Origin of the sequence: Flavobacterium flavipallidum (genome assembly GCF_038289905.1) — a bacterium.
GTDB lineage: Bacteria > Bacteroidota > Bacteroidia > Flavobacteriales > Flavobacteriaceae > Flavobacterium > Flavobacterium flavipallidum.
Genome location: NZ_JBBYHU010000032.1, coordinates 26,156 through 52,882 on the forward strand (window position 1 = coordinate 26,156; position 26,727 = coordinate 52,882).

Sequence of the window (26,727 nt, forward strand, 5' to 3'; positions counted from 1 at the left end):
AACCGTCAAAAGTAAATTTGACGGTTTTTTAATTGAATACATTTTCGAACTATTTATTGATTTCAAATGTATTTAAGGAATGACCATCAAGCATCAAGTCTAAAAATACCGTACCTGACTTCACTACTAACTTTTGCTCTTTATCTTGAAAATTTCCCGCAATAATAATCGTTTTGCCTTCTGGTGTACTAAAAACCAGAATAGGCTTTTTATCCTCGCCTGATTCTTTGTATGAAAGCAGTTTGGAACCCGGAGATACATAATGTGCATAATGCTTTACCGCATAATATTCTGGAGTATAAGTGGCTTTCTTAGCTTTGGAATCCACACGGATAAGTGCATTTTGTTTCCATCCCCATCCACTGACACCATCATCTGCTAAAATCGCATTCCAAAAAGTATATTCAGTACAGCCATTTGCCAAATAATGATTTATTAATCCAAAAGTATGTTCGGATGATTTCCAATCAAAAGACCCCCAACCGCACTCGCTTTCTGTCTGCACATAATTATATTGGGGATATTTTTCCCGAATACGAGGAAGTATCTTTCCTCCTTCCCATTGGAAACCAATCCCTTTTATCGTTTTTGACATTCGCGGGTCGGAAAGAATTTCGTCAACCACGTCATATCTATCGGTATTAATTGTTCCAAGATATAGCGATACTTCAGGATGCTTCTCTTTCAAGGCAGGTGCAAGATATTCGACATTAAAACGTATAGTACCTTCTGCTGTCCATGCACAGCCTGGATAAATTGTATAACTGTAAGCTTCGTTTTGGTACATTACCGTATTGATTGAAATCTTTTGCTCACGGTAAGCATCAATAAACTTGCAAAAATAATTTGCATAAGCTTTTAAATATCTGGGATCTTGTATAAAATAATCATTTACAGTAAACTGATTTGGAAAAACCCTTACATCTTTTTCCTTATTATCTTCATAAAGTGAAACATCCGACAGAGGTGACATCGCATTGAATTGCTTATCGCTGCGAACGGAATAGTAGTGGTTTATTTTCATCCAAGACGGAGGAGACCATGGTGAAATCCAGAAAGTCATGTTTGGATTATAATTTTGAGCTGCTTTGATATAGGGAATCAGGGTAGTCTTGTCCCGATCAATATTAAAATTTTTGAGTTGAAAATCACCGTCTACTTCATCTGAACTGTACCAGTTTCGTGAATAATCATTAGCATTCATCGAGAAGCGCCCCAAATTGAATCGAAGATCACCATCTTGTGAAAAAAGCTGTTTTAAAACCGATTCTCTTTGTGATTGAGGAAGCAGGTTAAGCGCATCCCAGCCCAACTCATTGAAACAGGTTCCCCATGCCTTGAAAGTAAGAAGTTCTTTTTCGTTTTCAACTACAATATCTGGTTTACCTTCAGCCTTTTTCTTTAATGCTATTTTTTTCTCCTGCCAATAATTTCCTTCATTACTTTTTATCCATTTCACTGTTTGGGAATATGACGCATTACTTAAGGTAAAAAATAAGCCAATTATTAAATTCTGATATGTTTTCATAGTCTTTTTAGTTGAAAAGGTTTAATAATTTTAAGTAATTCATAAGTGTCAAATATACAGTTATTTTTCAGTTTTTAAATTTAATTCTCTATAATTTGTAACTAATTCTTTAGAAATTGAATTCTTCTAATACTTCTTCCTGTTTTCTTAAAATTTACTGTTCAGTTTATTATTTATCCTTTCATATACAACTTCAGCATCGCAAATTTGTGAAATTTTAAACTACGACATCCTTCTTTCTATTTCCAAATATCTTTATCAAAAGGGTATCAATAATAAGATAGATACTGGGCACCACAAACAGTGTCAGAATCATAGAGCTTGTTAATCCGCCAATAATTACCCACGCCATTCCGTTTTTAATTTCAGATGCGGCTCCGCTTGCCAATGCAATAGGTAGCAACCCAAAGATCATAGCGAGAGTCGTCATCAATATAGGACGAAGCCTCTCTTTACCTGCTTCTACAAGTGCTTCTTTTATACTATATCCATCTGCTTTAAGTTTGTTGGTAAAATCCACAATAAGTATTGCGTTTTTTGAAACTAAACCTAAAAGCATAATCATTCCAATGATAGTAAAGATGTTGAGGGTCTCCATCGTAAGGGCAAGTGCCAAAAATGCCCCAACCAAAGCTACAGGTATCGAAAAGAGTACTACAAATGGATACACTGCGTTTTCATATAATGCAACCATGATCAGATACACCAACAGAATAGCTGTAATAAGTGCCAGTCCGAGACTTCCGAAAGCATCCCCCTGATTTTTTGAGTCACCCAGATATTCTATGCTGATACCTTCAGGAACCTTAATAGATTTTGTTCTTTCCTTGATTTCATCCGTGACGGTTCCGGTCGGACGACCAGCTACATTGGCTTGTACTGTAATTGCCCCCATGCGGTCGATACGTTGCAGCGTTGTTTCCCAAAGACTTTCGGTAACTTCAGCAAACTGACTCAGCACTATTGTCTGCCCTTCAGAATTTATAAAAGATAAATTCTTTACATTTTTAATATCCGAACGATTAAATTTATCCAATCCAACAATAATATTATATTCATTACCTTCCTGTTTAAATTGGTTTTTATCGCTTCCATTAAACGAATTTTGAAGCGCTGCCCCCACCATACTGGCGTTAAGCCCAAATAAACTCATCTTTTCCCTGTTTAGCTTAATGTCCACTTCAGGTTTTTTGTCCTTTACGGATAGTTTTACGAATTGTGTTCCCGGTATTTCTGCCACTACTTTTTTATAAGCTTCTGAGACCTGACGCACATCATTAAGATTAACTCCTTTAACAGCTATCTGTATTGGAGCATTGCTAACATTTCCGGTAATAGATGTCGAGGAAGTAGAAAACTTAGCACCGGTAATGGCTGCACTTAATTTTCTTTGGATGAACGTTCCATATTCTTCGGCAGTCATACTTCGTTTTTTCTTATCTACCAATGTCACTGTCAGTTCAGCCAGATTGGAATTGCTATTAGTTCCTGATACGCTGCCGCTTACGAACCCGATGCTTGAAAAAACTTTTTCAACTTCCGGCTGATCTAAAAGAATCTTTTCAGCCTGTTGTACCAGTAAATTGGTCTTATAGACAGTTGCCGTAAGTTCCAGTTCCATATTCAGTATCAAATCACTCTGATCTGCTTTTGGAATAAATGCTGCGCCGATAAATCCTGTCGGAACCAAAGCAATTGCACCGATAATTAAAAAGATAGTCAGGGATAACAGCCATCTTTTTTTATGAAGTACCTTTTGCAGCATTTTTCCATAATCTTCTTTCATGGTATCAATAAATTTCTCAAATCCAAGATTAATTTTCCCCCAAAGTGAATCTCCTTTTAAATGTTCCAGTTTGCCAAAACGACTTGCCAATAAAGGAGTGACAGTAAAAGACACAAAAAGGCTCATGAGGGTTGATATAACTACCACAAGTGAAAATTCCCGAAGTATAGAACCTATCATTCCGCCGGCCAATGCTAGTGGAAGGAAAACCACCACATCTACTAATGTAATTGAAAGTGCAGTAAAACCAATTTCGTTACGTCCTTCAAGAGCTGCCGTGCCTTTATCAGAACCCATTTCCATGTGTCGGTATATGTTTTCCAGAACCACAATGGAGTCGTCTACCAATATACCAACTACTAATGACAGCGCCATCAGTGTCATTAGGTTTAGTGAGAACCCAAGCAGGTACATGGCAATGAAGGTGGGTATAATAGATGCAGGCAATGCTACCAGTACAAACATAGAACTCCTGAAACTATGCAGAAATGCCAGCATAACTATCCCAACAATAAGAATAGCCAGCATTAAATCAAACATTACAGAATTAGCTGCATGGAGGGTATATAAACTCTGGTCAGTGGATATATTAAATTTAAGGTTGTTTATTTTGTACTGGTCTTCGATATTTTGAAATACTTTTTTTACTTGTTTACTGACATCAACAGCATTCGCATCACTTTGTTTGATAATCTGTACTCCAATGGATGGAATACCGTTAATGTGATTAATAGCCGTTGTCCTGGCTGTTGCATCTACCACTTCGGCAACATCCTTCAGATAGATAACTCCCTGTTCCGGATGTTGAAATATGATGAGGTCACGCAGCTGGCCTAGTGACTTTACATTAGCATCATAGCGAATGGAAAGCCGTTGATTTTGTGTTTCGATACTGCCTGCAGGAAAGGAAAGATTAGCATTATTGATTGCCTGAGTAATTTGTGTAATGGAAAGATTGTAAGCAAAAAGTTTGTCCTGATTGATGTTGATATGTATTTCACGTTCGTCCCCACCAATAATATACACCTGACCAACACCGGCAACATTCTGTAATATTGGTTTTAGCTGTTTGTCTACAAGATCGTACAGATTGCGAGGAGCCATATTAGCTGTCAAACCCGCTTTAATCACCGGGGTTTCCTCTAAGTTTATCTTGTTTACCATAGGCTTTTCTACATCTTCAGGAAGCAAGTTCTGTCCTTGGTCGGCTTTACGCTGTACATCGCGTTCCGCCTTGTCAATATCTGTTCCGCTTTTAAACGCTATTGTAATAATAGAAACTCCTTCCTGAGAAGTAGAATTGATTTTATCCAGTCCTTCTACGGAAGAAAAAAGATCTTCCAATTTCTTGGTTACCGTAGTTTGTACTTCTGCTGCCGAAGCTCCGGGATATATGGTACTCACGGAAACAGTAGGCACTTCGATTTTTGGGAGTAAGTTATAGTTCAGGCTTAAGTAGGACTGAATCCCGAAAAGAATCAGTACCGTAAATATAACGATTAGTAATAATGGCCTTTTTATGGCTATCCCTGTTATTGACATATTCTGTTCTTTATTTTGAAACATTAATTAAAGTACCATCTTTCAGATTGATCTGTCCCGATGTAATGACCACATTTCCTGCTTGTAAGCCGTCTGTCACTTGTATCTTTTTACCATACTCCGTCCCAACCTTGATACTACGTAATAAAGCTTTGTCTTTCTGAACAACATATACAGAAGCATTCTGAGTACTTTCGTTCAGTGCCTCACGTGGAATCAAAAGAATTTTTTGGGCTGTTTTTCTTGAAAAATTGGCATAAACGAAGGTGCCCGAACGTAAAGGCGCATCCTTTTCATTGGCTGCCGTAATCTCTACCTGATAATTGTGAACCTGATTTGCCTGGGGACTGATAAAAGTAACCGTACCGAGAAATGATTTATCGGGATACACGTCAGTTCTCAGCTTAATTTTTTGACCAACGACAATCTGATACACTTCTGCTTCTGTAAAATATACCTGTACTTTTAATTGAGAAAGATTTACGATGGAAGCAATCTCTTCTCCGGCAGTAACATACATACCTTCTTCAACAGTCTTGATTCCAATAATACCACTGGTTGGAGCCTTGATGTTGGCATCTGCAATTTGTCTTCTTAATTGCTGAGAAAGATTTACAGCATCATTATAGTTCTGACGAATCTCATTGACTTTTTCCTGTGTAGCGGCATTGCCTTCAAGCAGATCAGTATAGGTTTGAAGATCGCGTTTGAGTTTTAATACGTTAGACTCCGATTTTTGCAGATCAAGCTTTATTAATCGCGTATCGATTATGGCTAATGTCTGCCCTTGATGAACATGATCACCAAGATTAAACAGCAAACGTTGTACATTTCCGCTGCTTGTCGATACAATTTTTGCTTCCTTAAATGGAGCTAGTTTACCAGTTTTAATCAGTTCTACTTCTTGTATTTCCTCCGTAACTGTGGCTGCTGTTACAGGTATATGAACATTTTCAATCTGTGCCGGTTGATTCTTCTGATCAATCTTCTCTTTGTTTGTTACTAATTTAATAATGATTAAACCAGTGATACCGATGCAAACCAAGGTTATTATTAATTTTTTCTTCATTGCTATTTAAAGTAAATTATAAAAGGTTTTCAATGTACCCGCTGCTTTTTCTAAATCAATTCGGGCTTGGTAATAATTGTATAATGAGTTGAGATAACTGCTTTGGGCTTCTTTGAGCGAGTTCTGTGTATTGAGCCAATCTGCTAGATTGGTAGTTCCCTTTTGGAATTGTAAATTGGTAACCTTAAGTACCGACTCAGCTAGCTCTACGTTTTTTTTGTCGTTCTCAACATTTGTTTGGGCCTGTATAAGCTTTGTACTAGCGTTTTCGTATTCTACTTTGTATCTTCCTTCTGTCAACTTCAGATTTTCTTCCGCATTGATATGATTGATTTTTGCTTGTTTATACTGTGTATTTCGTTTATAGAAGTCAAGTATGGGAATACTTAGTTTTAAACCTACCGCAGAATACGGAAGTAGTTCATTATAAGCTGCGTTAAGATTGTCCCCAAAACCAACAGCACCATAACGGAAGTAGGCGGAAAGTTTTGGAAGTCCTTCATATTTGATGCGAGATTGCTCTATTTCCAAAGTTTTTATATTTATCTCGGAAAGCTGGTAATCTATTCTCGAAGCAGGAGAAAATGTATTAGTGTTATTTTCAAGTAAGAGTGGTGTTTCTATTTCTGTTGAAAGATTAATTTTGAGCGGATTACTGATTGGGAAGCCCATTTCATATTTTAATTCGTTTTCTGACAGCTGTAGGTTGCTTTGGGCAACCCTTATTTGTGAAATGGTATTACTGTTGTCTACCTTAACTTTGTCCACATCCTTTTGAAGAGTAACTCCTTTGCTTACTTGTAAGTTATATATTTCAATCTGCTTTTCATAAGTTTCTCTGTTGTGTTCCAATAATTCAAGTTGCTGGTGGAAAATAAAAATCTGGAAATAAGCAATACTTATATTATAAATAATTGCTTCCTGGCTCTGTTCTATATTAAGGTCAGCTCGTTGTTTATTGTATTTGTTAGCTTTCAGCCCAGTTAATAACGACTGGTCATAAATAACTTGGTCCAGTTGTCCTACGAAATTGGAGTTGTATTTTTGTGTTAGTGATACCCTCATTTCATCAGGTCCAAAAATTCCGGCAGGAATTACACTTTGTTGTAATTTCAGGTTATTATCAAGTGTTGAGGTGAGGCTGACACGTGGTAAATAATCGGCAAGTACTTCTTTTGCCCTAGCATCAGCAGCCAGTTTTTCGTTGGCATAGATTGTATTATTACGATTATTTTTTAAACCATATTCTATGCATTGCTTTAATGTCCAATTTTCCTGGGCATTAGTTTTTAGCCAAAAGCTAAAAAAGAATAGTATAACGATCTTTTTACCCATAATAATTTAATTACTTATTAACTTCCTCAATGGAAACTATTATTATATTGAGCTAAAGTAGCCCATAGGGTAATATTTGCTTTTTTTATTATACAAACTCTGCTGGTTTTTATACAAAACGCAGGACAAAAACTAAGAATGCGTTTGGAAAATGTATAAATTTGTAAGTATTAAAGACAATCCAATGAATGAAAAAGTACCTCAAACCTCAACTGAACCTTTACTTGATTATTTTAAAAAAAGAGGTTACCTACTTAATGACTTGGAAATTGGAATGGTAAAAGAAAAGTTCCGTTCTCGCCTATACCGAAAAAGACAGTATGTTTTACAAGAAGGCGATGTGTGTACACAATTTAATTTTGTAGTTAGAGGTTGTCTAAGAACCTATAACATTGATAAGAAAGGTAATCTTCATATTTTACAATTTGGAGCAGAAAATAATTGGATTAATGACTTAGGGAGTTTCCACGGAATGAAACCTTCTAAGTTAAATATTGATGCAATAGAAGACACCGTTGTTTTACAAATAAACCTAGAAGATCTTATTTCCTTATACAAACAATCTCCTATATTCGATCGTATTTTTAGAGTATTGATAGAAAATGGATATATTCATTTGCAAGAACGATTATTACAAAATATAAGTTCAACTGCAGAAGAACGCTATGAGGAGTTTTTAAATCGTTATCCCCACTTAATTAATAGAATTTCACAGGTGCAAATCGCTGCTTTTCTGGGTGTAACTCCAGAATTCTTAAGTCGTTTGCGCAACCAACGTGCCAAAATAAATAAAAATACTTAATCTAGATCAAGACTATTTCTTAAACTATATCATTGGAAAACCTTTCCCCAATGGCTGAACTTTGTACTCACAAATTATAGTTAACAAAAATAGAAATAGTTATGACACAAAAATCAAAAGTTGCAGTTATCGGATTAGGAAATATCGGTACTGCTTTAGCTACCAATCTTGTAAAAGGAAATCGTTCTGTTATTCTAGCGGACAAAACATTTGAAAAAGCAAATACACTTTCTCAAAAACTAGGAAGTCATGTAAAACCAGCAACTATTGCCGATGCAGTTAAAGAAGCAGACATTGTTGTATTAGCCATTTATTTTGATCCAATCAAAGAATTCTTAAAAACTTATGCAACCGAATTAGAAGGTAAAATTATTGTAGACCCTTCAAATCCTATTGGTTTAGATGAAAATGGTGGTTTCAAAAAAATAATTGGTGCAGACGAATCGGCAGGACTAATTCTTTCAACCTTATTACCATCTGGAGCTAAATTAGCTAAAGCATTAGGAACATTGGGTGCTGCATCTTTGGCTGATGCGTCTTTTCAAACTCCAGAAAAAGCAGTTGAATTTTATGCTACAGATGACAACAGCATTGATGCCGAAATTGAAGAATTAATTCGCGATAATGGTTTCGAACCTTTAAAAGTTGGAGGGCTTACTCAATCCATTCGTATTGAAGTATTTGGTGACTTACACGAATTTGGCGCTTTGGGTAAAACTGTTACAAAAAAAGAGGCTCAACAAGTTGTCTAATTAATTATCCCTTTTTAGCTCTGTTTGAAGACAAAAAAACTTCAAGCAGAGTATATTTTTTTTTTTGAGATTCAATACAATTCACTAATTCAATACTATTAATGAATATACACCAAAAAGATAGCGATGGTTTGCTATTAGTTCGTTTTAAATTGAAAGCTGACCACACTAGCGCTTTTGAAAAATGGAAATCAGAAGCAATTGAACGTATTAGTGATTTCAAAGGTTTTATTGATATCACAACAATGAATCAGCTAAAAGACGAAGATTACTATCATATTCTAATCCGTTTTGATACCGAAGAAAATATAATTGCTTGGCTCCATTCTGATGAAAGAAAAAAAATTTTTAATGATTCAGCTATTTCTTGGCTTACAGACCGACAAGAAGTCATTCATAATTGGAATATTTTCTGGTTCAGAATATTTGAAGGAACAAAAAAATGGAAACAATGGGCTGTCACTTTTATTGCGGTTTATCCATTAACCATCATTATACCAATGGTAGTAAAACTAATAGCAAAACTAATTCCTTTATCTTTTTTTGCCGGGATTATCAGTGCTCTTATGATTTCAGGATTTATGATTTTTCTGGTCTTGCCTTTTATACACAACCTATTCAAGAAGTGGTTACATGAGTAAACTATTTCATAAAAAATAACAAACTAAAAATTGAAAAAATGAAAAAAATACTCGTATTACTTCTGTCATTATTAATCTTACCTGCCCATAGTCAGCAAAAAGAATCTCATGCCATGAAGTCATTCATGAGTATTTTTTCACAAACTGGGACTATACCTTATGGCAATAATCCTTCAACTGGTCATTATGCAAATGTGGGCGATGCAAAAATTTACTATGAAATATATGGTAAGGGTAAACCTTTAGTAATTTTACATGGCGGTATTGCTGGCTCTACTTATGAGATGAGAGAATTAATAGATAATTTTTCTAAATACTTTCAAGTTATTGCTATTTCTACAAGAGGTCATGGAAAATCTGGCATAGGTACTAAGCCACATACTTATGAACAAAAAGCGAAAGATGTAGTTACCGTTTTGAATCAAGTAACTAAAGACAGCGTAACGGTATTTGGTTTTAGTGATGGAGGTTATACAGGCTATTACTTAGCAAGTATGTTTCCAGAAAGAGTAAAACAAATGGTTATTATGGGAGCAGCGGAAACACATCCTGGTGATTATAAAATTAATTTAAAGGTAGCCGATATGATGCAATTGGATAAGCCCTATTGGGAACAGCAGTTAAAATTAATGCCCGAACCAAATCGACTACAGGAAATGTTTGACAAAGTGAGTGATGCTACGGCTAAGATGCATATTAGTAACGATTTTTTTGCAACTATCAAGTGTCCAGTTCTAGTTATGGCTGGTAATCATGACCAATTTCTAAATACACAGCGAGTTGTAAACGCCTCTAAAATGATACCCAATGCTGAACTTGCAATAATTCCCAACACCACACATGCAGCGTTTCTTGAAAACTTTCCGGCTGTATGGGTAGTAACAAGTTCTTTTCTCAAATTGCCAGCAAATAATGTTCAACAATCTAAAAAACTAAATAAAATGAATAATACAATAGAACAAATTTTAATGCATCACCTTATTGCTTTTGGAGACAATAATTTAGATGAAATTCTAAAAGATTATACAGAACAATCCGTTATTATGACACCTAGTGGAGCAATAAAAGGATTGACAAATATCCGCAAATTTTTTGAAGATTTTTTTGAAGCAATCCCAACGGGCTCTTCATTTACTATGAAACAAAAAACTATTGAAGGAAATGTTGCTTACATAGTATGGGCAAGTAAATCAAATATAGCAGATATTCCAATGGGGACTGATACGTTTGTTTTTGATGGAGATAAAATCCAATATCACACTGTAGCAGATTTCAGATTTTAAAAAATAATAATCAACTAAAAACACTATTATGGAAATAACAGCCGCTGTTGTAAAAGAAAAAGGCAGCAATTTTGTACTAGAAAAAGTTAATCTTGAAGCACCAGGTGCTGAAGAAGTTTTGGTAAAAATTGTGGCTACAGGTATATGTCATACTGATATGGTAGCTCGTGATTTTGTAATGGGATCCCCAAATTTTCCAGTTATTCTGGGGCATGAAGGCTCTGGAATTATAGAAAAGGTTGGTGTAGATGTACATCATTTGAAAGTTGGCGACCACGTTGTGCTTACATATGGATTTTGTGGCGAATGTGACATTTGCCGTACTGGAAATCCTGCCTATTGCTATGAGTTTTTTCAGCGCAATTTTTCAGGAGCCACAGTAGATGGTCATCATCATCATCATGATCATAATGGAACTGCTATCAACGATAATTTCTTTTCGCAATCCTCTTTTGCTACTTATGCAATAGCCCATAAAAATAATGTAATTGCGGTTCCAAAAGATGTGCCTTTAGAAATTTTGGGACCATTAGGATGCGGTATTCAAACGGGTGCTGGAGCGATTATCAATACATTACGTATAAAAGTTGGAAGTTCGGTAGTAATAAGTGGAGCTGGTGCTGTAGGATTATCAGCCGTTATGGCTGCAAAAGCATCTTCCGCAACGACAATTATCGCTGTTGATATTAATGAAGAACGACTTGCATTTGCTAAGGAACTAGGTGCTACCCATTCCATCAATTCACTTACCGAAAATGTACCGCAACGCATTCGCAAAATATTACCAAATGGTGTTCAGTATGGTGTTGATACAACAGGACGCAATGAAGTAATTAACAACACTCTTAATAGCATGGCTCCAGTTGGCGAACTTGCCATAATTGGAGTTGCTACTAAACCACTTGAACTAGCAACAAACATATTTCTTACTAAGGGATACAAAATAAAATTTGTAAACCAAGGAGATAGTGTTTCGGAGGAATTTATTCCAAAGCTTATAAAGATGTATCAAAATGGGCAATTCCCTTTTGATAAACTAATAAAAAAATACGCTTTTGAAGATATTAATCAAGCTGTTGAGGATTCTGAAAAAGGAAAAACTATTAAATCCGTTTTACTAATCGGAACATATAAAGATTAACCTGAATTATTTTATTATACACCCTACAAATCAATTCTAAAGCCTGTTTTAAATTGTGTAGGGTTAGTTTTCTCAAAATGGAAAGAAAAAAATTTTTACAAACTATGGCATTATTACCTTTAGGAGCAGCAGCAATGAAATTAAATTCTTTATACGCTATTTCTCAAAAATTTGAGCCAACTGAAAGAATGCCTGTTTTATTTTTAGGCCATGGTAATCCTATGAATGCTATTGATACAAATATTTTTACTCAAGGTTTTGAATCCATTGCCAAAACTTTACCCAAACCCAATGCGATACTTTGTATTTCTGCTCATTGGGAAACAAAAGGTACTTATGTTACAGCTATGGAAAATCCAAAAACCATTCATGATTTTGGTGGATTTCCACAAGCACTATTTGATGTTCAGTATCCTGCACCGGGTAGTCCAATTTTAGCAAAGGAAATTAAAAAGAGTATATCCTCAATTAATGTAGAATTAGATTATGATTGGGGGCTTGATCACGGAACATGGTCAGTGATTAAATTTTTATATCCAAAAGCAGATATACCTATAATTCAAATGAGTATTGATTATTCACAACCCGCTTCCTATCATTATGCGCTAGCTAAAGAACTTGCTTCCTTGCGAAGAAAAGGCGTACTGATAATTGGAAGTGGAAATTCTGTACATAACTTAGGAACAGCTGCATGGGATAAAATGTCAACACCTGGTTATGCTTACGAATGGGCAACAATTGCAAATGAAAAAATTAAAGACTTTATAATTAAAGGAGATCATAATTCATTAATTAATTTTGATAAGCAAGGTAGAGAAATGCTTCTTGCTGTTCCAACACCTGAGCATTATCTACCAATGATTTATTCTTTAGCATTACAAGAAAAAGATGAACAAGCAGTTTTTTACAATGATTCCATTATAGCAGGTTCGCTCAACATGCTTTCTATAAAATTTGAAAAAATCTAATGAAAAATTTAATTTGGCTCCTTTTATTATTTATACCATTAACTCTATTAATTACAAGCTTTATGAAGACAACTCAACACACAAAAACTTCATTATATTATTTAGTACGGCCTCCAAAAATAAAAACAGAAAATCCACCATTACTTTTATTACTTCATGGTGTAGGTGGAAATGAACAGAATATGTTTTCTTTCGCTAACGAATTGCCCGGCGAATTTCTTGTGGTATCTGCTCGAGGGCCATTAATACTTGGTTCTAATAGTTATGCTTGGTTTACGGTTAACTTTTCAAATGGTCGCCCTATAATTAATGAAAAACAAGCCGAAAATGCCAGAGTTTCAATACTTGAATTTATCCAAGATTTGAAGTCAAAAGAAAAATTTGATGAGAAAAATGTGTTTCTAATGGGATTCAGTCAAGGAGGAATTATGAGTTATAGCACTGCACTTACTGAGCCAGAAAAAATAAAAGCTATTGCTGTTATGAGTGGAAGACTATTGCCAGAGGTCAAACCATTAATTGCTTCTAACGAAAGGCTATCTAAATTAAAGGTTTTTATCGCTCATGGTTCTCAAGACAATGTTTTACAAATACAATATGCTTATGATGCATTTGATTATTTAAAAACAAAAGGTATTGCTCCAGAATTTAATGAATATAATGAAGATCATACAATAAATTCATCGATGCTTGCTAATGTTAAGAATTGGCTTAAAAAGGAATACTTGACAAACTGACAATAAATATTTAAAAAAACATTTTAAACTTTAAAGTAAATTCAATTAGATGTTTAATAAAATGAATAATTATTAAGTCGATTTAAGAAAAGATAAGATTCAATTGTAACTAATGTGAAGTATTTAATAATCTTATTTTTTCTTACCTAAAACCGTAAAAGGGTTAAATGATACACCTAGATTAAAATAGAATGTTGTGTTTGGGTTTATCTCATAAACTGCTTCTTTAAATGAATCTTCTTTTCTAAATAACCTTCCAGAAGGAGTTAGTTTCATCCCTGTTTTTCCTGTAAACACAAAATCACCAATAGCATGTTCATATATTAAGCCCGAATTAATATCTAATTGCCTATACTCAAATCTTTGCGACGTACCGTCTATATTATAAAGATAGAATGATGTTCTGTCCAACTCTGTTCCTAAGGATACTCTTCCAGCATTGAAAACATTTTTTCTAAGGTAAATACTTTTTGGAAGTGTAATATCTGCAATCAGTCCATTGTTGAATTTAAATTCGTAGGTAAAAATTGGGACTACAGGTGTTTGAGCACTTGGATCTATATTGACCAATAATCCAACAGTCATTTTTGTTTTTTGATTGGCCTTTAAGACTATTACACCTGTTAACAAGCCTTTGACTCTTTCAAAATGTTGGTCACTACCATCAACAATTATACTCGAAGAGTAGATTGTCCTCTTTTTAAACAATGTTGAAAAGTATGAAAAATTTAAAGACGAAGACAAATAATGGAAATCGTCATCAAGTGTTGTAGCATTTTCAGTAAATGGATCAACCATATTGGCTTCTACACTGGTATATCTATAATTTAAAGTGGCACCTAATAACCATGTTTTTCTTTTTATAAAATTGAAATTGGCACTAATCTTAGCCTGTGAGAAGCTTTCAACCCTACTTTCTGGCAAGGAGGTATTTCCTCGTTCTGAGGTAAAATTGTATGGAGCAGAATGCGTAAATTCGATATTGAGTGGGCGAACAATTGCAAGTTTGTCAGCTGCATAAACAATGGTGCGTTTTGGGATATTAAGACTATCTTTGTTGCTTTTTGAAATGGTATCTGTTTTTTGAGAAAAACCCTCAACGGAGAAGAGTAAAACTCCCAGTAATAAAACTACTTTTTGTATCATTTTCATATAGACTATTTTAAAATTTTAATTGTTGATTGTGAAAAATTGAAATAAAAAACTTTATCGTATAAACTGTTAATCTTGTTTCTTTCTATAAATTCTTGGCTATCTATTAAATCATCGTCAAAAAAGCTTTTTACCACAAGAACGAACCATAACTCTTTGATGTTTAATAAATTTATTATATCCTTCAAGTTACTTTGTTGATAAAACCATCTATCGAATGAATATCTAGTATTGTAAAGTAGGTCGCAGAAATAAATGCCTTTTTTTACGCCATCTTCTTCAATGAGATTAATTGGATGGGAATAACCAATTATATTTAAAGACTGCTTGTAGGTTTTGATGAAATGACATAGGTCAAAAACCTGAATTATTTTCTCTTCAAGCTCTTCTTCTGTAAATCGAGGATCATCCATTATTTGTGAAGCTAATTCCTGAAGCATATCTGAAATTTATAAGTCGTTTATTATTAAAAGGACAAATTAAAAGATAATAATAAGAAGCTTTTTCATTTTTATACAAACCCCATTACATTTTATACTAAAGCCCTTTTAGGTAAGATTTGGTATGTATAGAGATGCGTTTTGTATAATTTCTTTCAATCGTTGAGGTGTTCATCCTATCTTTGTTTAACTTTTAATTTTTTGGAAAACTATGAGATACAACAAAATGGAGGTTCAGAATACTAAGATTATAAGCTTTATAGTGGACTACACTTATAGGTTGTTACGCCATGCTATACTTTTGTTAAGCCTCTTAATCATTATTTTCTTTTCTGATTGGCTGTCTGAGTATTCTGGTACTTATATGTATTACAGATTATTATGTGTATTTAGTGTTCTGATGACCATGTTCTATATAAACATGTATATCTTAGTTCCTAGATTTTTTTTTAAGGGTCAATACATTTTTTACTTGGTATTGTTGTTTCTTCTTGTAATGCTTGGTACTATAATAATGTCAACTCTATTGAATTTATATTTAGATTCCAATAATATTATAGCTAATCAACATAATAAAGAAAACTACAGAGCATCGTTTGAAGGTATAGTAATATTACCCCCTTTTATATTAGTAACTACTATGATAAAGTTATTTCAGAGATGGATCAGGGATAATGAAAGTATAGCTGAATTAAGAAACCTTACCTTAACCATGGAACTTAATGAATTGAGAAATCAGATTAACCCTCATTTTTTATTTAATATGCTTAACGGTATTAAAGCTCTTGTACGAACTGATCAAGAAAAAGCTGCTACGGTTATAATGCAACTATCTGAGTTTCTGCGTTACCAACTCTATGAAAACAATGAAGAAAAGGCATTACTCAAATATGAAATTGATTTTTTAACGAACTTTCTCGAACTGGAAAAAATAAGAAGAGACAATCTATTGATAGCCATTACAAGCAATATAAAATCTCAAGTAACAAATAACGTAATTCTACCCCCAAACCTATTTACAATTTTTGTAGAAAATGCTGTTAAGCATAGTGTAAATATTAGTGGATATGAGTCTTACATTCGTATCAATATAGAGGTAAAAGGTGATATTTTTTATTTTGAATGTGTAAACTCAAAAGACCAGGATTATGAACCTCTTTTATCAGATAAAAAAAGTGGCGGATTAGGGCTTGTAAACATAAAACGCCGTCTTGAACTTTTGTATGGAGAAAATCATACTCTTGATATAGAATCGACAAAATCTGAATATAGTGTTAAACTAACGATACCTTTATGAACTGTATAATAGTAGATGATGAGCCATTGGCCCGAATAGAAATGGAGGCACTAATTAAGGAAGTGTCGGACATTACAATACTTGGTAAGTTTGCGAATGCTCCGAGTGCTCTTAAGTTCCTAGAGAACAATGAGGCAGATTTAATTTTTTTGGATATTGAAATGCCAATGGTATCAGGATTGGAATTTGCCACACAATTACCAAAAAATACCTTAATCATTTTTACTACTGCATACCCTCAATATGCATTAAAAAGCTATGAGCTGGACGCTATTGACTACCTGCTGAAGCCTATTGAAAAATCTCGTCTGGAAAAAGCAATTGACAAAGCAAAGTTGTATGGAAAACTGCTTTCAGAAGAAACAGGGAAGAATATAATAGAAAGCAATACGGCGGATTTTTTTATTATCAAGTCAGATCGCAGATTTCATAAAATCAACTTTGCTGACATCAAATATATTGAAGGACTGAAAGACTACGTGGTAATATATACCAGTAACCAGAAACTGATTACCGCGATGAACCTAAAGACCATTCACCAGAAAATCCCGGAGCACATTTTTATAAGAGTGAGTAAATCTTACGTAGTCAATATTAATTGTATAAATTCATTTGACCACCATACTATTAATGTTGGTAAAAATGAAATTCCTTTAGGTGATGTATATAAAAAAGACTTTTTTAATGTATATATAGATAAAGCTACGAATCCAGATGAATTAGGTTAAAATAATATAAAAGGCTTAGTTGACTTTCACTTTCTATACCTTGACTTATTTGTAAAAAAAAGACTGTCCAAATGGACAGTCTTAATCAAACTGGTTTTAATTTTACTACAATAAATATATAACTATACAGTTCAATACACAGTCAAGAATATAAGATGAAATTTCAACATAAAATTTCTCATTAAAAACAACCCTAAAAGATTAAATAAAAAACAAAATGTAATAAACATTTTTCAAAAAAACTTAATCCTTTAGAGAAGTTTAATTATAATTTTAAATAACTAATTTGGTGTAGTAGTTGGTACAATACGAACATTAGCAACATACATTTGGAAGTTTGTCAATGCCTGAGGTGTGTGACCATCAGCATTCATATCAACATTAGCAAATGCAATCATAGCTTCAAAATTGCCAGTTGTTGTTGTTGTAATATAACTACCTAAAGTACCTAACGCTAAACTTGGAAAATCACTAAATTTTATAGTAATCGTTCTCCACCCATTTGTAAAAGTATAAGGAGTAGTAGTTGTCCAAGGAGCTACATTATAAATATATTGAGCATTTTTACCACTATTATTTTTATTCATTTTAAATGCTATAACACCTGAATTCCAAGGGGTTTTCATATACAAATCAAATTGGATAGCTAAATTTTCTAATTTAGAAGCCGTAGTTATTGCACCATTTGAATTGGCTATAATCTTATTAATTCCTTTGTATGCATAAAACTTAAAAAAGTTGGAACTGATACTAGTACTAGTTGTAGTTGCTATATTTTTAGCTACCTCAGGTATTGCTATAATATTATCAGGATTATTTGTAAGCCCAGTAAGCGCAGCAATCTGAACTGGATCAGAATATACTTTTGCATTAGCGTATGTATATACCCCTGTTGAAGAAGGCACCATAACATCTGTTTCTAGAAAAGTCTTCAAAAATATACCTTGAGTATAGAACATATACGATGGAGAATAATAGATATCACCATCGGCAACAATTCTAATTGCTCCACTTACACTACCAACTCCAGCAGGTACTGTAACTTCTATTCTTTTATCATTAACAATAGTGTAATCAGTTGCTGCAACCTCTCCACTTGGTCCTGGAAAATAGATTTCAGTTGTAGCATCCAAATAAAGCCCATCAAGATAAATTTTTTCACCTGGTTTTGGTAATGTATAAGAAACACTATTTATACCAGGCATTTTATTTTTATCTTTAAATTTAAAATCTCTATAAGTATACTCTCCATGAGTTGTAACAATACGAATTGTATTTTTTATTGCCTCATCAGTAATTTCTCTTTCAATTGGAACACCAGACGGTACCTGAAAAGTAATATATTTACTTGTATTAAGAATAGGCGAAAAAGTTGCCTTAACATTATTACAATATATTTCTTTTAAACCATCAAAACCACTACCCTCTAAACGAATCCATTGAGTAGTAAAACAAGAATTAATCTGGGTACTTTCAACACCATTTGTGTTTGACCATACGCTATTAATTATAACACTTTCATTTTCATTATCCTTTTCACAGGAAGCAAAAAACAATGGAAACAACATTAACAACAGAAAAAACAACTTTTTGTCAATTATTTTCATTTTTACTAATTTTAAAAATTAAACTTAACTGGTTCCTGATTCAACAATGGATTCTTACTTGCATCAACTTGTGGGTAAGGCAATCCCCAGATATTATCTTTTGCATCAACCGAATGAACATAAGTTGCAGAACCTAAATCATGAACTGCTTCTCTAGCTACAACTGTAGACGCACGAGGTGAATTTGTAAACCCTCCTGTAGCTGCTAATCTTACAGGATTATAGGTATAATGATACCAAACATAATTGGTAAGTTCAGTTAATGCATCTGAATCCTTCAGCTTATTATTTAAATAATTTTTAACCCAATCCATGTCATAGAAAGATCTACGTACAATATCTTGCCAAAAAAGACCTTCCATAAAAAACTCCATACGACGTTCTTTAAACAAATCGTTTCTAGTAACACTTGTTTTTGCAACATAATTAGCTATGTTCAATGAAAATGCACGTTGTCTAACAGCATTAAAACGTTGAACAGCAAGAGCATCAGATGTAGAACTGTTAGTTCCCATAACAGCTTCTGTATACATTAAATAAACTTCAGCCATACGCATAACCGGAGTCATCAAACCAGAATTATTATTAATTGCAATCCCTCCGGTATCTTCTTTACTTCCTACAACAAATTTCTTAATATTACATTTTTCATTTGTTACGGTCCAGCTTTTTGCTGCAGTATGAGTTGCTAAATAATTATAGTTTTCAGTAGCTACAAAAATATTTCCTCTCATCCTAGACTTAGCACCATCTAAAACATATAAATGTAAAATATCATATCCACAAAAAATACTACCACCATATGCATTCAAACCATTTGTTAGAGTTGTACTTCCTGCTAATGATTGCTGACGAGTATTTCCTAACCCATATACTGTAGAAGTAGGTATTACTTGTATTGAAAAAAGAGATTCTTTATTATTATTATTTTGAACTTTAAATAAATCTTCATAATCAGCTAATAAACCATATGAAGCGGAACCTTCAGTCAAAATATTATTTGTTAATACTTTTGCTTTATCAAAATAGAATTGAGCCAAAGTAGTATTACTCGCAATTGCATTTCTATCTAAATAATCTTGTGAAAAATTATTTCCCATTGCATAATTTGCTGCAGTAAGACAAACACGAGCTAACATTCCTTCTGCACTATATTTAGTAACTCTCCCTTTATCATCTGAAGTAGGAAGCCATTGTACAGCATACTCTAGATCATTGATAGCAAATTGAATTACATCTTCAAATCTGTTTGGATACACTTTTGGAGAAAGTACCAATGAATTAGGACTATCAATAATTGGCACATCATGCCAAACCATTGCTAAATACCAATATGCAGTTCCACGCATAAAACGTGCTTCAGCCTCACATGCATTAATTTTTGCTTCATTATCTACATGTAATCTTACATTTGGAGCATAATCATTAATAACATAACTCGATTGTGCTGAAATGTTATATAATGAACTCCACAAATTACTTAATCCTGCTGTACTACTTGTTTCTGAAAATCCTGCAAAGTTAGCGTAGGTACTACTAGTAGCATCAGCTAATAAATTATTTGCTCGTCCATCACAAACCTCGTAACTACTTTGATTAAACCCGAACCAAGGAGCTGTATAAAGATTGGCAGTTGTATTTCGTAAATCAACTAAAGTAGTAATAGATTCTGCACCTTGTTTTTGAGTATCAGATTCAACATCGAGAAAATCACTACATCCTGTAAAGAGAACTACTCCAAACAGAATAGCTATTTTGTTTAATATCTTTTTCTTTTTCATAATAACTACAATTAAAATGTTAAATCAATTCCGAATGTATAAATGCGAGGAGGAGGAATACGCCCTACATCAACACCATAAAACAACATACTTTGACCTAAGAATGAATACTGAGATTGTGTAGCTCCAACTTCAGGATCAAAACCTTTATATTTTGAAAAGGTATAAACATTTTGAAGATTAGTATAAACTCTTAAAGCATCGATTTTGAATTTTGAAAGAACTTTTTTAGGAAATGAATATCCAAATGAAATATTTTGCAATCTTAAGAACGAACCATCTTCAACAAAACGTGTACTTACAGCAGAGTTGTGATTTGGATCTTGAACACCTAAACGAACTTGATCTGAACTAGCCCCTGGAAGAACATATAAATTCCAAATATCATTATTATTTGTATTTCCATCTAAGTAGCCAATTTTTACATAATTAGCCGTATTTACGCTTAGATTTCCAGTACTTCTAGGATCATCAATACGTCTTCTTAACCAGTTCATAACATCTCCACCTTGCGAACCATAAAAGAATACAGACATATCAAAGTTTTTATATTTGAATGAATTTGTAATTCCATAAGTAAATTTTGGTAATGGATTGCCAATATTTGTCATATCGGCATCATTAATAATACCATCACCATTCACATCTTTATACAGTAAATCTCCAATATAAGAAGATGAAGGTAAGTTTGTAGCTGTGTTATTAATTACTGTTCCTTTTTTATAAGATACAGTTGCAACATTTACCGTACTCGTTCCATCTCCATTGTCTACTAAGAAATCTGAAGCTGAATTAATACGTCCTATAACTTTATACCCATAGAATTGACTTATAGGATTACCTACAGATGTACGAGTTGCGGTTGAAGTCACCCCTCCTAACTGATAGGTTTTATCAATAAAAGAAGTACCCTCATTCATTTTTGAAACTTCATTTCTGTTTAAGCTAAATGTAAGGCCGGATTTCCAGCTAAAATTAGGCTTATCAATATTTACAGTATTTAAAGTTAACTCAATACCTTTGTTTTTCATCGATCCAATGTTATACCATGGTGAATCAGCAGTTCCATCTGTAATATATGATTCTCCTGTGGCACCTAAATAGGACGGAAGTTCTAATCTTAATAACAAATCATCTGTTTGTTTTATATATGCTTCAGCAATTAATTCAACTCTATTATTAAATAAGTTTAAATCAAGTCCAACATTCCATGATTTGGTTGTTTCCCAAGTAAGATTTGGATTTTCAATATTAGCTGTTTCAAGTGAAGACCCCCAATTTGATTGTAAAAACTGTAACATTCTTTGGTAAGCATAAGCACTAGAAACATTTGCATTACCTACTTCTCCATAACTCAAACGAAGCTTAAGATTATTTATAACATCTTTGTATTTAGAAAAGAATTTTTCTTCTGAAACACGCCATGCAAATGCAGCTGAAGGAAACACCCCTCCTCTTTTTCCTCTTGCAAATCTTGAAGATTGATCATAACGAAGAGTACCGGTAAATTGATATTTATTATCAAAACTATAAAACCCTCTTCCAAAAAATGAAAGAAATTTTCTAGGGTTATTAATATCAGTTCCTGAATTAGTATCAAAATTAGGATCACCAGCATCAATTCCATCTAAATCACTAGAACCATACAAACGTTCTGCTGATAAGACACTTCCTTTTGAAGAAATAACTTCATGACCTAACATAAGGGAAGTTTTATGTTTCTTATTGAAAGTTTTTTCAAGATTTAAGATGTTTTTCCACCCCCAATATGAATTAAATGTTTTAGTTCTACTTGTTTGCGCATATGCATTTGAAGAGGCTCCAAATTGATATTGAGGACGAAAATATTTATAATTATCTAACCCCAAATCAGCTGTAAACTCAGTCCTAAAATTAATCCATTTAGCCGGTTTATACAATAAATACAACGACCCTCTTGTATCAATATCTTCATTGTCACGATTTGTTATCTGAGCCATTGCATAAGGATTTGTAAAATCTCTAATTTCACTATCAGCTAAATCAGGCCCTCCATAGCTCCCATCAGCATTAACAACCATCACTTCAGGAGATTGGTATAATGAATTTGGAATAATATCCCAGCTAGCAATACCAGATTCTTGTTTAGAATAACTACCATTAATAGTCGTTCCAATTCGTAACCACTCTCCTAAATTAGTTTCATTTGTTAACCTTAATGTTGTTCTTTCAAATTTTGAACTAACAGTTACGCCATCCTGATTTAAATGTCCAAGAGACATAGTGAAATTTGATACTTTATTACCGCCTCGAACCGATAAATTATAACTTTTCATTGGTGCACCTCTAAATATAGCATCTTGCCAATTTGTTCCTTTACCTAAAGTTGATGGATTGCTAAATTTATCTTTTATCTTGGTAGGATCAATAACCAATTGACGGGCATTAAAATGCTTTGCATATTGTCTTAAGTCCATCATATCTATGTTTCTGGACAATTCTTGATACCCATAATATGAATTAAAACTCACCTTTGTAGCACCATCTTTACCCTTCTTCATGGTAATTATAATAACACCATTAGCCCCTTGAGCACCATAGATAGCAGTTGCAGACGCATCTTTAAGAACTTCTAAACTTTCTATATCATTTGGATTGATATTAGCAAGAACATTGGAAGTATTTGAACCTGTTTCGCCACTGATAATAACACCATCAATCACATAAATAGGTTCATTAGTACCATTCAAAGAATTTACCCCACGAATTTGTACCGAAGTACCTGCTCCAGGCACACCCGAATTTTGAGTCATTTGCAAACCTGCAACACGTCCTTGTAATACCTGATCAAGTGTTGTAGCAACTGACTCTTCAATGCTTTTTGCCCCTATAGAAACTACAGACCCTGTTAAATCTGACCTCTTCATTGTTCCGTATCCAACAACCACAACTTCTTCAAGAGTAGTTTGATCTGAAGCCATAACAACATTAACTACAGCTTGTCCATTTACTTGTTTTTCAATAGTTTTAAAACCTACACTACTAAAAACCAATACTGCATCTGCAGATGGCAAATTAATTTTATATTTTCCATCAAAATCAGCTACTGCACTAATTTTAGAATCTCCCTTAACCTTTACAGTAACACCTGGAATTGGCATCCTATCATCTGCCGAAGTAATTGTTCCCGAAACAGTAACTTGCTGACTGCTTTTATTTTTCTCAACAGTTAAAAAAGGCAAAGATGCACTTCCTTCACTAGCCAACAATGTGTTAGAAAACAAAAACTGAAACAAAACTCCCATTACCACGAACTTAACTTTTCGCGGAATTTTTATTAATTGTCTTTTCATATTAATATTTTTGACATTTTTTAATTTATTACAAATTAGAACTTACTTTTTGCCATATAATCCCCCAACTATAAATATTTTATTCAAGCACTAAACAAACAGCGTTTGAGTAATTTAATTTCCTTCAATAGTAAGATGATTTTACGGCAACACTTATAAAAATTAACTCCAATAGAAATCAAAAAACTCTAAATGGTGAAAATTTTAAAAAATTGGTTATTTCATAGGCTTTATTGGTTTGTTTATTTGTTAGTTTATAGTGTTTAAAATGGTTATTTACTTAACTTTTCAAAACATTTTTGAAAATATTTTTCTTTTTAAAAGAAACTAAGTCTTCCTGTTTTTTCGTGTTTTTCATTTGGCTTAATAAATCAGTTATTTAATTTTTGTATTAAAACTACACCTCTTTAAAGTTGTAATTTTTGAAAAAGCCGAAACAACCAATCTCGGCTTTTAATAATCAAACTACACTAACCAAATTTTATTTAAAAACTAAAAATCTCCAACACAAATCCTGCTCTACCTTAATTAACATATTAAGAAAACATTAAGAACTAAGCAAATGTAAAATAAAATTACACAACACACAACCGATTGCGCTTTTATTTTTAAAAAAAACAGAAATTAAATTCACATACAATATTTATAACGCTAGTTAATTATCAATTCTATAATAGAGTAACAAATAAACTAACATAACTTAATTATCGCTTGCAATAACTTTTTGTTAAAAAAAGAGAGAAGCTTAAATATATTCACAATTATATACAATGACTATGTTAAATATTTACGAATAATAATACTCAAGATAAAATCAACCTATTAAGAACTACTGAATTTACAATTCATAAAATCAAAAAGATAACAGTATTAAAACTCTATTATCCTTCATTATTTTATAATACAATACTGCAAAATATTTAAAATTTTACATGATACTATCATTAAAAATATAATTATTTCATCCATTAGTTAGTTTTAAAATTCCAAGTCTGTCCAATTGTCTCACCTCCCATATTATCTTTCACAACAACCTTCCAATAATAAATCGTTGCAGATAGCAAAGAACCAGTATTAAAAGAAGTCGTTGAGATTCCATTTGCAACTTTTGCCGTCGGAGGATTAACAGTTCCTAGATAAACATCATAAGAAAGAACATTACCAGTATCAACATCAGATGCAGACCAACTTAAAGTAGTTGTCGTACCGGCAATTAAACTATTATGTACTGGCGTAAACAGTTGAGGTAAAAAAGGCATATGATTAGTCTGAGCGAAATCTTCAGTATAAAAACTATAAGTTGATGAATAACTGCTTGATGCATTTTTACTATCTGTCGCCCTCACTCTCCAGTAATAAGCAGTTGCTTTATTCAACGTAGCTGTTTGAATTGGCAATGCACTTTGAGTTGTTTGAACAACTTGTGTAAATTGATTATCAGTAGCTATTTGCAACTGATAAGTAATTGGATCATTTTGAGCATCAGTAGAAGCATTCCATTGAAAACTAACTACATTATTAATACATTGATTATTATTTGCAGGAACGGTCAATATAGGGACAGTTGGTGCTGAATTTTTAGGAGGACTTGCTAGTACATCATTCCCCCCATCACAATAAACTAATAACAAACCCACAAAAATCGTATAAATATACTTTCTCATATTTTTAATATTTTATAATTTTCACACTCACTAAATTATCCAAATACACTTTTACCAAGTACACTCCTGTTGTCAATCTCCCTAAATCAAGTTGTATTACATGATTAACTATAATATAATTAGCTTTAGATACTAATTGCCCACCTGAAGTATATAATTCAACATTTACTTCATTTTTAGTAGTTGGTGCAAAAATCTCAACCAATCCATGCGTTGGATTCGGGAAGGCCACTATATTTTCCGACAACCCCATAATACTTTTAGAATAAACACCTTCACAATCTTTAGCTGTTTTCACTTCTAATAAATCACCTTGTTGTACACTTACTGTAAAATTTGAAACTGCAGTTTCAAATTTTTTATCACCATTAACATATATTTGATATGGTGCCGTTCCTTCTGTAATTTCTACTGCTACTTTATCAGAAGAAATTGTAGTTTTTCCTGTTACACTTCCTGCACTAGCAATGTTTACTGAAAAGCATTGTTCAAAAGACTTACCAGTAATAGTTATACATACCGGATATGTTCCTGGAGCTAAACTAGATACCGTCAAACTATTACCAACTAAAGGATAATTTACACCATTTATATTAGCCACATAATTATAATTTTCTAATGCATTAATAATGATTTCTCCATTGTTTTTATTAACACAAGTTTCTGATTTAGATTCAATTGAAAAATTATTACTAGCCAAACTAAAAGGAACAATTGTAATGTTCACCGTAACAACATTGCTATTAGAAGTACCATCATTAGCTTTATAAGTAAAACTATCCGATGTTGTTTCTGAACCATTATGCACATAGGTAAAAGTTCCATCACTATTAAAAGTCAATATCCCATTAGTTACATTAGAAACAAGTGCAGCCGTTAATGAATTATTTTCAGCATCAGTATCATTTGCAAGGACATTTGTTTCTCCTCCAACTAATGTATTTGTAGTAGCACCTTCAGAAACTGAAATTTGATCAAATACTGCAACAGGTGGATTATTTTGAATTTTCTCAAAATTTTCTAATTCTTTAACTGTAAAGCTTTCTGTACCAGAGCCAAAAACAAATTTATCTATCTGTATTCCATTTTCTCTGCCTCCTATTTGGAACGTTTGCGTAAATGCACCATCAACAACATTAAAT

At 33.1% G+C, this 26,727-nt stretch carries 20 protein-coding genes; 9 read left to right on the plus strand and 11 right to left on the minus strand.

What is annotated here, in order from left to right; genetic code table 11:
• Positions 1-49: 49 nt before the first annotated feature.
• The 4 genes from AAEO59_RS13555 to AAEO59_RS13570 all read right to left on the minus strand — a co-directional run bounded on the left by AAEO59_RS13555 (position 50) and on the right by AAEO59_RS13570 (position 7,260).
• Positions 50-1,528 carry a glycoside hydrolase family 30 protein gene (locus AAEO59_RS13555; RefSeq protein ID WP_341701291.1) on the minus strand — a complete coding sequence of 493 codons (1,479 nt, stop codon included), beginning with the start codon at positions 1,526-1,528 and terminating at the stop codon, positions 50-52.
• Between the two features lie 217 nt (positions 1,529-1,745).
• A complete protein-coding gene (locus tag AAEO59_RS13560) occupies positions 1,746-4,856 on the minus strand; it encodes an efflux RND transporter permease subunit (protein WP_341701292.1) in 3,111 nt (1,036 codons plus the stop codon).
• Between the two features lie 10 nt (positions 4,857-4,866).
• Positions 4,867-5,925, minus strand: a complete 1,059-nt coding sequence (locus AAEO59_RS13565; RefSeq protein WP_341701293.1) for an efflux RND transporter periplasmic adaptor subunit — start codon at positions 5,923-5,925, stop codon at positions 4,867-4,869.
• Positions 5,926-5,931: 6 nt separating this feature from the next.
• A complete protein-coding gene (locus AAEO59_RS13570) occupies positions 5,932-7,260 on the minus strand; it encodes a TolC family protein (protein ID WP_341701294.1) in 1,329 nt (442 codons plus the stop codon).
• Positions 7,261-7,444: 184 nt separating this feature from the next.
• Between AAEO59_RS13570 and AAEO59_RS13575 the strand changes: the two genes are divergently transcribed.
• From AAEO59_RS13575 to AAEO59_RS13605, 7 genes are all read left to right on the plus strand, one after another.
• On the plus strand, positions 7,445-8,062 hold the full coding sequence (locus AAEO59_RS13575) for a Crp/Fnr family transcriptional regulator (protein ID WP_341701295.1): 618 nt from the start codon (positions 7,445-7,447) through the stop codon (positions 8,060-8,062).
• A gap of 101 nt (positions 8,063-8,163) precedes the next feature.
• On the plus strand, positions 8,164-8,814 hold the full coding sequence (locus AAEO59_RS13580) for an NADPH-dependent F420 reductase (RefSeq protein WP_341701296.1): 651 nt from the start codon (positions 8,164-8,166) through the stop codon (positions 8,812-8,814).
• 101 nt (positions 8,815-8,915) lie between these two features.
• A complete protein-coding gene (locus AAEO59_RS13585; RefSeq protein WP_341701297.1) occupies positions 8,916-9,455 on the plus strand; it encodes an antibiotic biosynthesis monooxygenase in 540 nt (179 codons plus the stop codon).
• Between the two features lie 38 nt (positions 9,456-9,493).
• Positions 9,494-10,738 carry an alpha/beta fold hydrolase gene (locus AAEO59_RS13590; protein ID WP_341701298.1) on the plus strand — a complete coding sequence of 415 codons (1,245 nt, stop codon included), beginning with the start codon at positions 9,494-9,496 and terminating at the stop codon, positions 10,736-10,738.
• A 28-nt stretch (positions 10,739-10,766) separates the two neighbouring features.
• A complete protein-coding gene (locus tag AAEO59_RS13595; RefSeq protein WP_341701299.1) occupies positions 10,767-11,879 on the plus strand; it encodes an NAD(P)-dependent alcohol dehydrogenase in 1,113 nt (370 codons plus the stop codon).
• A 134-nt stretch (positions 11,880-12,013) separates the two neighbouring features.
• Positions 12,014-12,847 carry a 4,5-DOPA-extradiol-dioxygenase gene (gene ygiD, locus AAEO59_RS13600; RefSeq protein WP_456237526.1) on the plus strand — a complete coding sequence of 278 codons (834 nt, stop codon included), beginning with the start codon at positions 12,014-12,016 and terminating at the stop codon, positions 12,845-12,847.
• Complete coding sequence (locus AAEO59_RS13605) at positions 12,847-13,584, plus strand: alpha/beta hydrolase (RefSeq protein WP_341701301.1); 738 nt, start codon at positions 12,847-12,849, stop codon at positions 13,582-13,584. The genes ygiD and AAEO59_RS13605 overlap by 1 nt, the downstream gene beginning before the upstream one ends.
• Positions 13,585-13,716: 132 nt before the next feature.
• Here the strand turns inward: AAEO59_RS13605 and AAEO59_RS13610 are convergent, their stop codons facing one another.
• Positions 13,717-14,736: a hypothetical protein gene (locus tag AAEO59_RS13610; protein WP_341701302.1), complete on the minus strand. Its 1,020-nt coding sequence runs from the start codon at positions 14,734-14,736 to the stop codon at positions 13,717-13,719.
• A gap of 5 nt (positions 14,737-14,741) precedes the next feature.
• On the minus strand, positions 14,742-15,176 hold the full coding sequence (locus AAEO59_RS13615; protein ID WP_341701303.1) for a hypothetical protein: 435 nt from the start codon (positions 15,174-15,176) through the stop codon (positions 14,742-14,744).
• A 526-nt stretch (positions 15,177-15,702) separates the two neighbouring features.
• Between AAEO59_RS13615 and AAEO59_RS13620 the strand changes: the two genes are divergently transcribed.
• Together AAEO59_RS13620 and AAEO59_RS13625 are read left to right on the plus strand one after the other, a co-directional pair.
• Positions 15,703-16,473 (plus strand): sensor histidine kinase, encoded by a 771-nt coding sequence (locus tag AAEO59_RS13620; RefSeq protein ID WP_341701304.1) that lies wholly within the window; start codon positions 15,703-15,705, stop codon positions 16,471-16,473.
• On the plus strand, positions 16,470-17,201 hold the full coding sequence (locus tag AAEO59_RS13625; protein WP_341701305.1) for a LytR/AlgR family response regulator transcription factor: 732 nt from the start codon (positions 16,470-16,472) through the stop codon (positions 17,199-17,201). Before AAEO59_RS13620 ends, AAEO59_RS13625 begins: the two co-directional genes overlap by 4 nt.
• 281 nt (positions 17,202-17,482) lie before the next feature.
• On the opposite strand, the gene AAEO59_RS13630 is transcribed toward AAEO59_RS13625, so the two are convergent.
• The 5 genes from AAEO59_RS13630 to AAEO59_RS13650 all read right to left on the minus strand — a co-directional run.
• Positions 17,483-18,808 carry a glycan-binding surface protein gene (locus AAEO59_RS13630; RefSeq protein ID WP_341701306.1) on the minus strand — a complete coding sequence of 442 codons (1,326 nt, stop codon included), beginning with the start codon at positions 18,806-18,808 and terminating at the stop codon, positions 17,483-17,485.
• 11 nt (positions 18,809-18,819) lie between these two features.
• Positions 18,820-20,589 (minus strand): RagB/SusD family nutrient uptake outer membrane protein, encoded by a 1,770-nt coding sequence (locus tag AAEO59_RS13635; RefSeq protein ID WP_341701307.1) that lies wholly within the window; start codon positions 20,587-20,589, stop codon positions 18,820-18,822.
• 11 nt (positions 20,590-20,600) lie between these two features.
• Complete coding sequence (locus AAEO59_RS13640) at positions 20,601-23,921, minus strand: SusC/RagA family TonB-linked outer membrane protein (protein ID WP_341701308.1); 3,321 nt, start codon at positions 23,919-23,921, stop codon at positions 20,601-20,603.
• A gap of 968 nt (positions 23,922-24,889) precedes the next feature.
• A complete protein-coding gene (locus tag AAEO59_RS13645) occupies positions 24,890-25,585 on the minus strand; it encodes a glycoside hydrolase family 78 protein (RefSeq protein ID WP_341701309.1) in 696 nt (231 codons plus the stop codon).
• A gap of 4 nt (positions 25,586-25,589) precedes the next feature.
• Positions 25,590-26,727: Ig-like domain-containing protein (locus AAEO59_RS13650; protein WP_341701310.1), on the minus strand; the 1,138-nt coding region annotated here is incomplete at its 5' end.

Coding starts and splice junctions, on each gene's coding strand:
- AAEO59_RS13635 (WP_341701307.1), bottom strand. CDS start 20,589: ATGAAAAAGAAAAAGATATTAAACAAAATAGCTATTCTGTTTGGAGTA.
- AAEO59_RS13555 (WP_341701291.1), bottom strand. CDS start 1,528: ATGAAAACATATCAGAATTTAATAATTGGCTTATTTTTTACCTTAAGT.
- AAEO59_RS13645 (WP_341701309.1), bottom strand. CDS start 25,585: ATGAGAAAGTATATTTATACGATTTTTGTGGGTTTGTTATTAGTTTAT.
- AAEO59_RS13580 (WP_341701296.1), top strand. CDS start 8,164: ATGACACAAAAATCAAAAGTTGCAGTTATCGGATTAGGAAATATCGGT.
- AAEO59_RS13610 (WP_341701302.1), bottom strand. CDS start 14,736: ATGAAAATGATACAAAAAGTAGTTTTATTACTGGGAGTTTTACTCTTC.
- AAEO59_RS13570 (WP_341701294.1), bottom strand. CDS start 7,260: ATGGGTAAAAAGATCGTTATACTATTCTTTTTTAGCTTTTGGCTAAAA.
- AAEO59_RS13595 (WP_341701299.1), top strand. CDS start 10,767: ATGGAAATAACAGCCGCTGTTGTAAAAGAAAAAGGCAGCAATTTTGTA.
- AAEO59_RS13605 (WP_341701301.1), top strand. CDS start 12,847: ATGAAAAATTTAATTTGGCTCCTTTTATTATTTATACCATTAACTCTA.
- AAEO59_RS13585 (WP_341701297.1), top strand. CDS start 8,916: ATGAATATACACCAAAAAGATAGCGATGGTTTGCTATTAGTTCGTTTT.
- AAEO59_RS13615 (WP_341701303.1), bottom strand. CDS start 15,176: ATGCTTCAGGAATTAGCTTCACAAATAATGGATGATCCTCGATTTACA.
- AAEO59_RS13560 (WP_341701292.1), bottom strand. CDS start 4,856: ATGTCAATAACAGGGATAGCCATAAAAAGGCCATTATTACTAATCGTT.
- AAEO59_RS13625 (WP_341701305.1), top strand. CDS start 16,470: ATGAACTGTATAATAGTAGATGATGAGCCATTGGCCCGAATAGAAATG.
- AAEO59_RS13565 (WP_341701293.1), bottom strand. CDS start 5,925: ATGAAGAAAAAATTAATAATAACCTTGGTTTGCATCGGTATCACTGGT.
- AAEO59_RS13640 (WP_341701308.1), bottom strand. CDS start 23,921: ATGAAAAGACAATTAATAAAAATTCCGCGAAAAGTTAAGTTCGTGGTA.
- AAEO59_RS13575 (WP_341701295.1), top strand. CDS start 7,445: ATGAATGAAAAAGTACCTCAAACCTCAACTGAACCTTTACTTGATTAT.
- AAEO59_RS13590 (WP_341701298.1), top strand. CDS start 9,494: ATGAAAAAAATACTCGTATTACTTCTGTCATTATTAATCTTACCTGCC.
- ygiD (WP_456237526.1), top strand. CDS start 12,014: ATGAAATTAAATTCTTTATACGCTATTTCTCAAAAATTTGAGCCAACT.
- AAEO59_RS13630 (WP_341701306.1), bottom strand. CDS start 18,808: ATGAAAATAATTGACAAAAAGTTGTTTTTTCTGTTGTTAATGTTGTTT.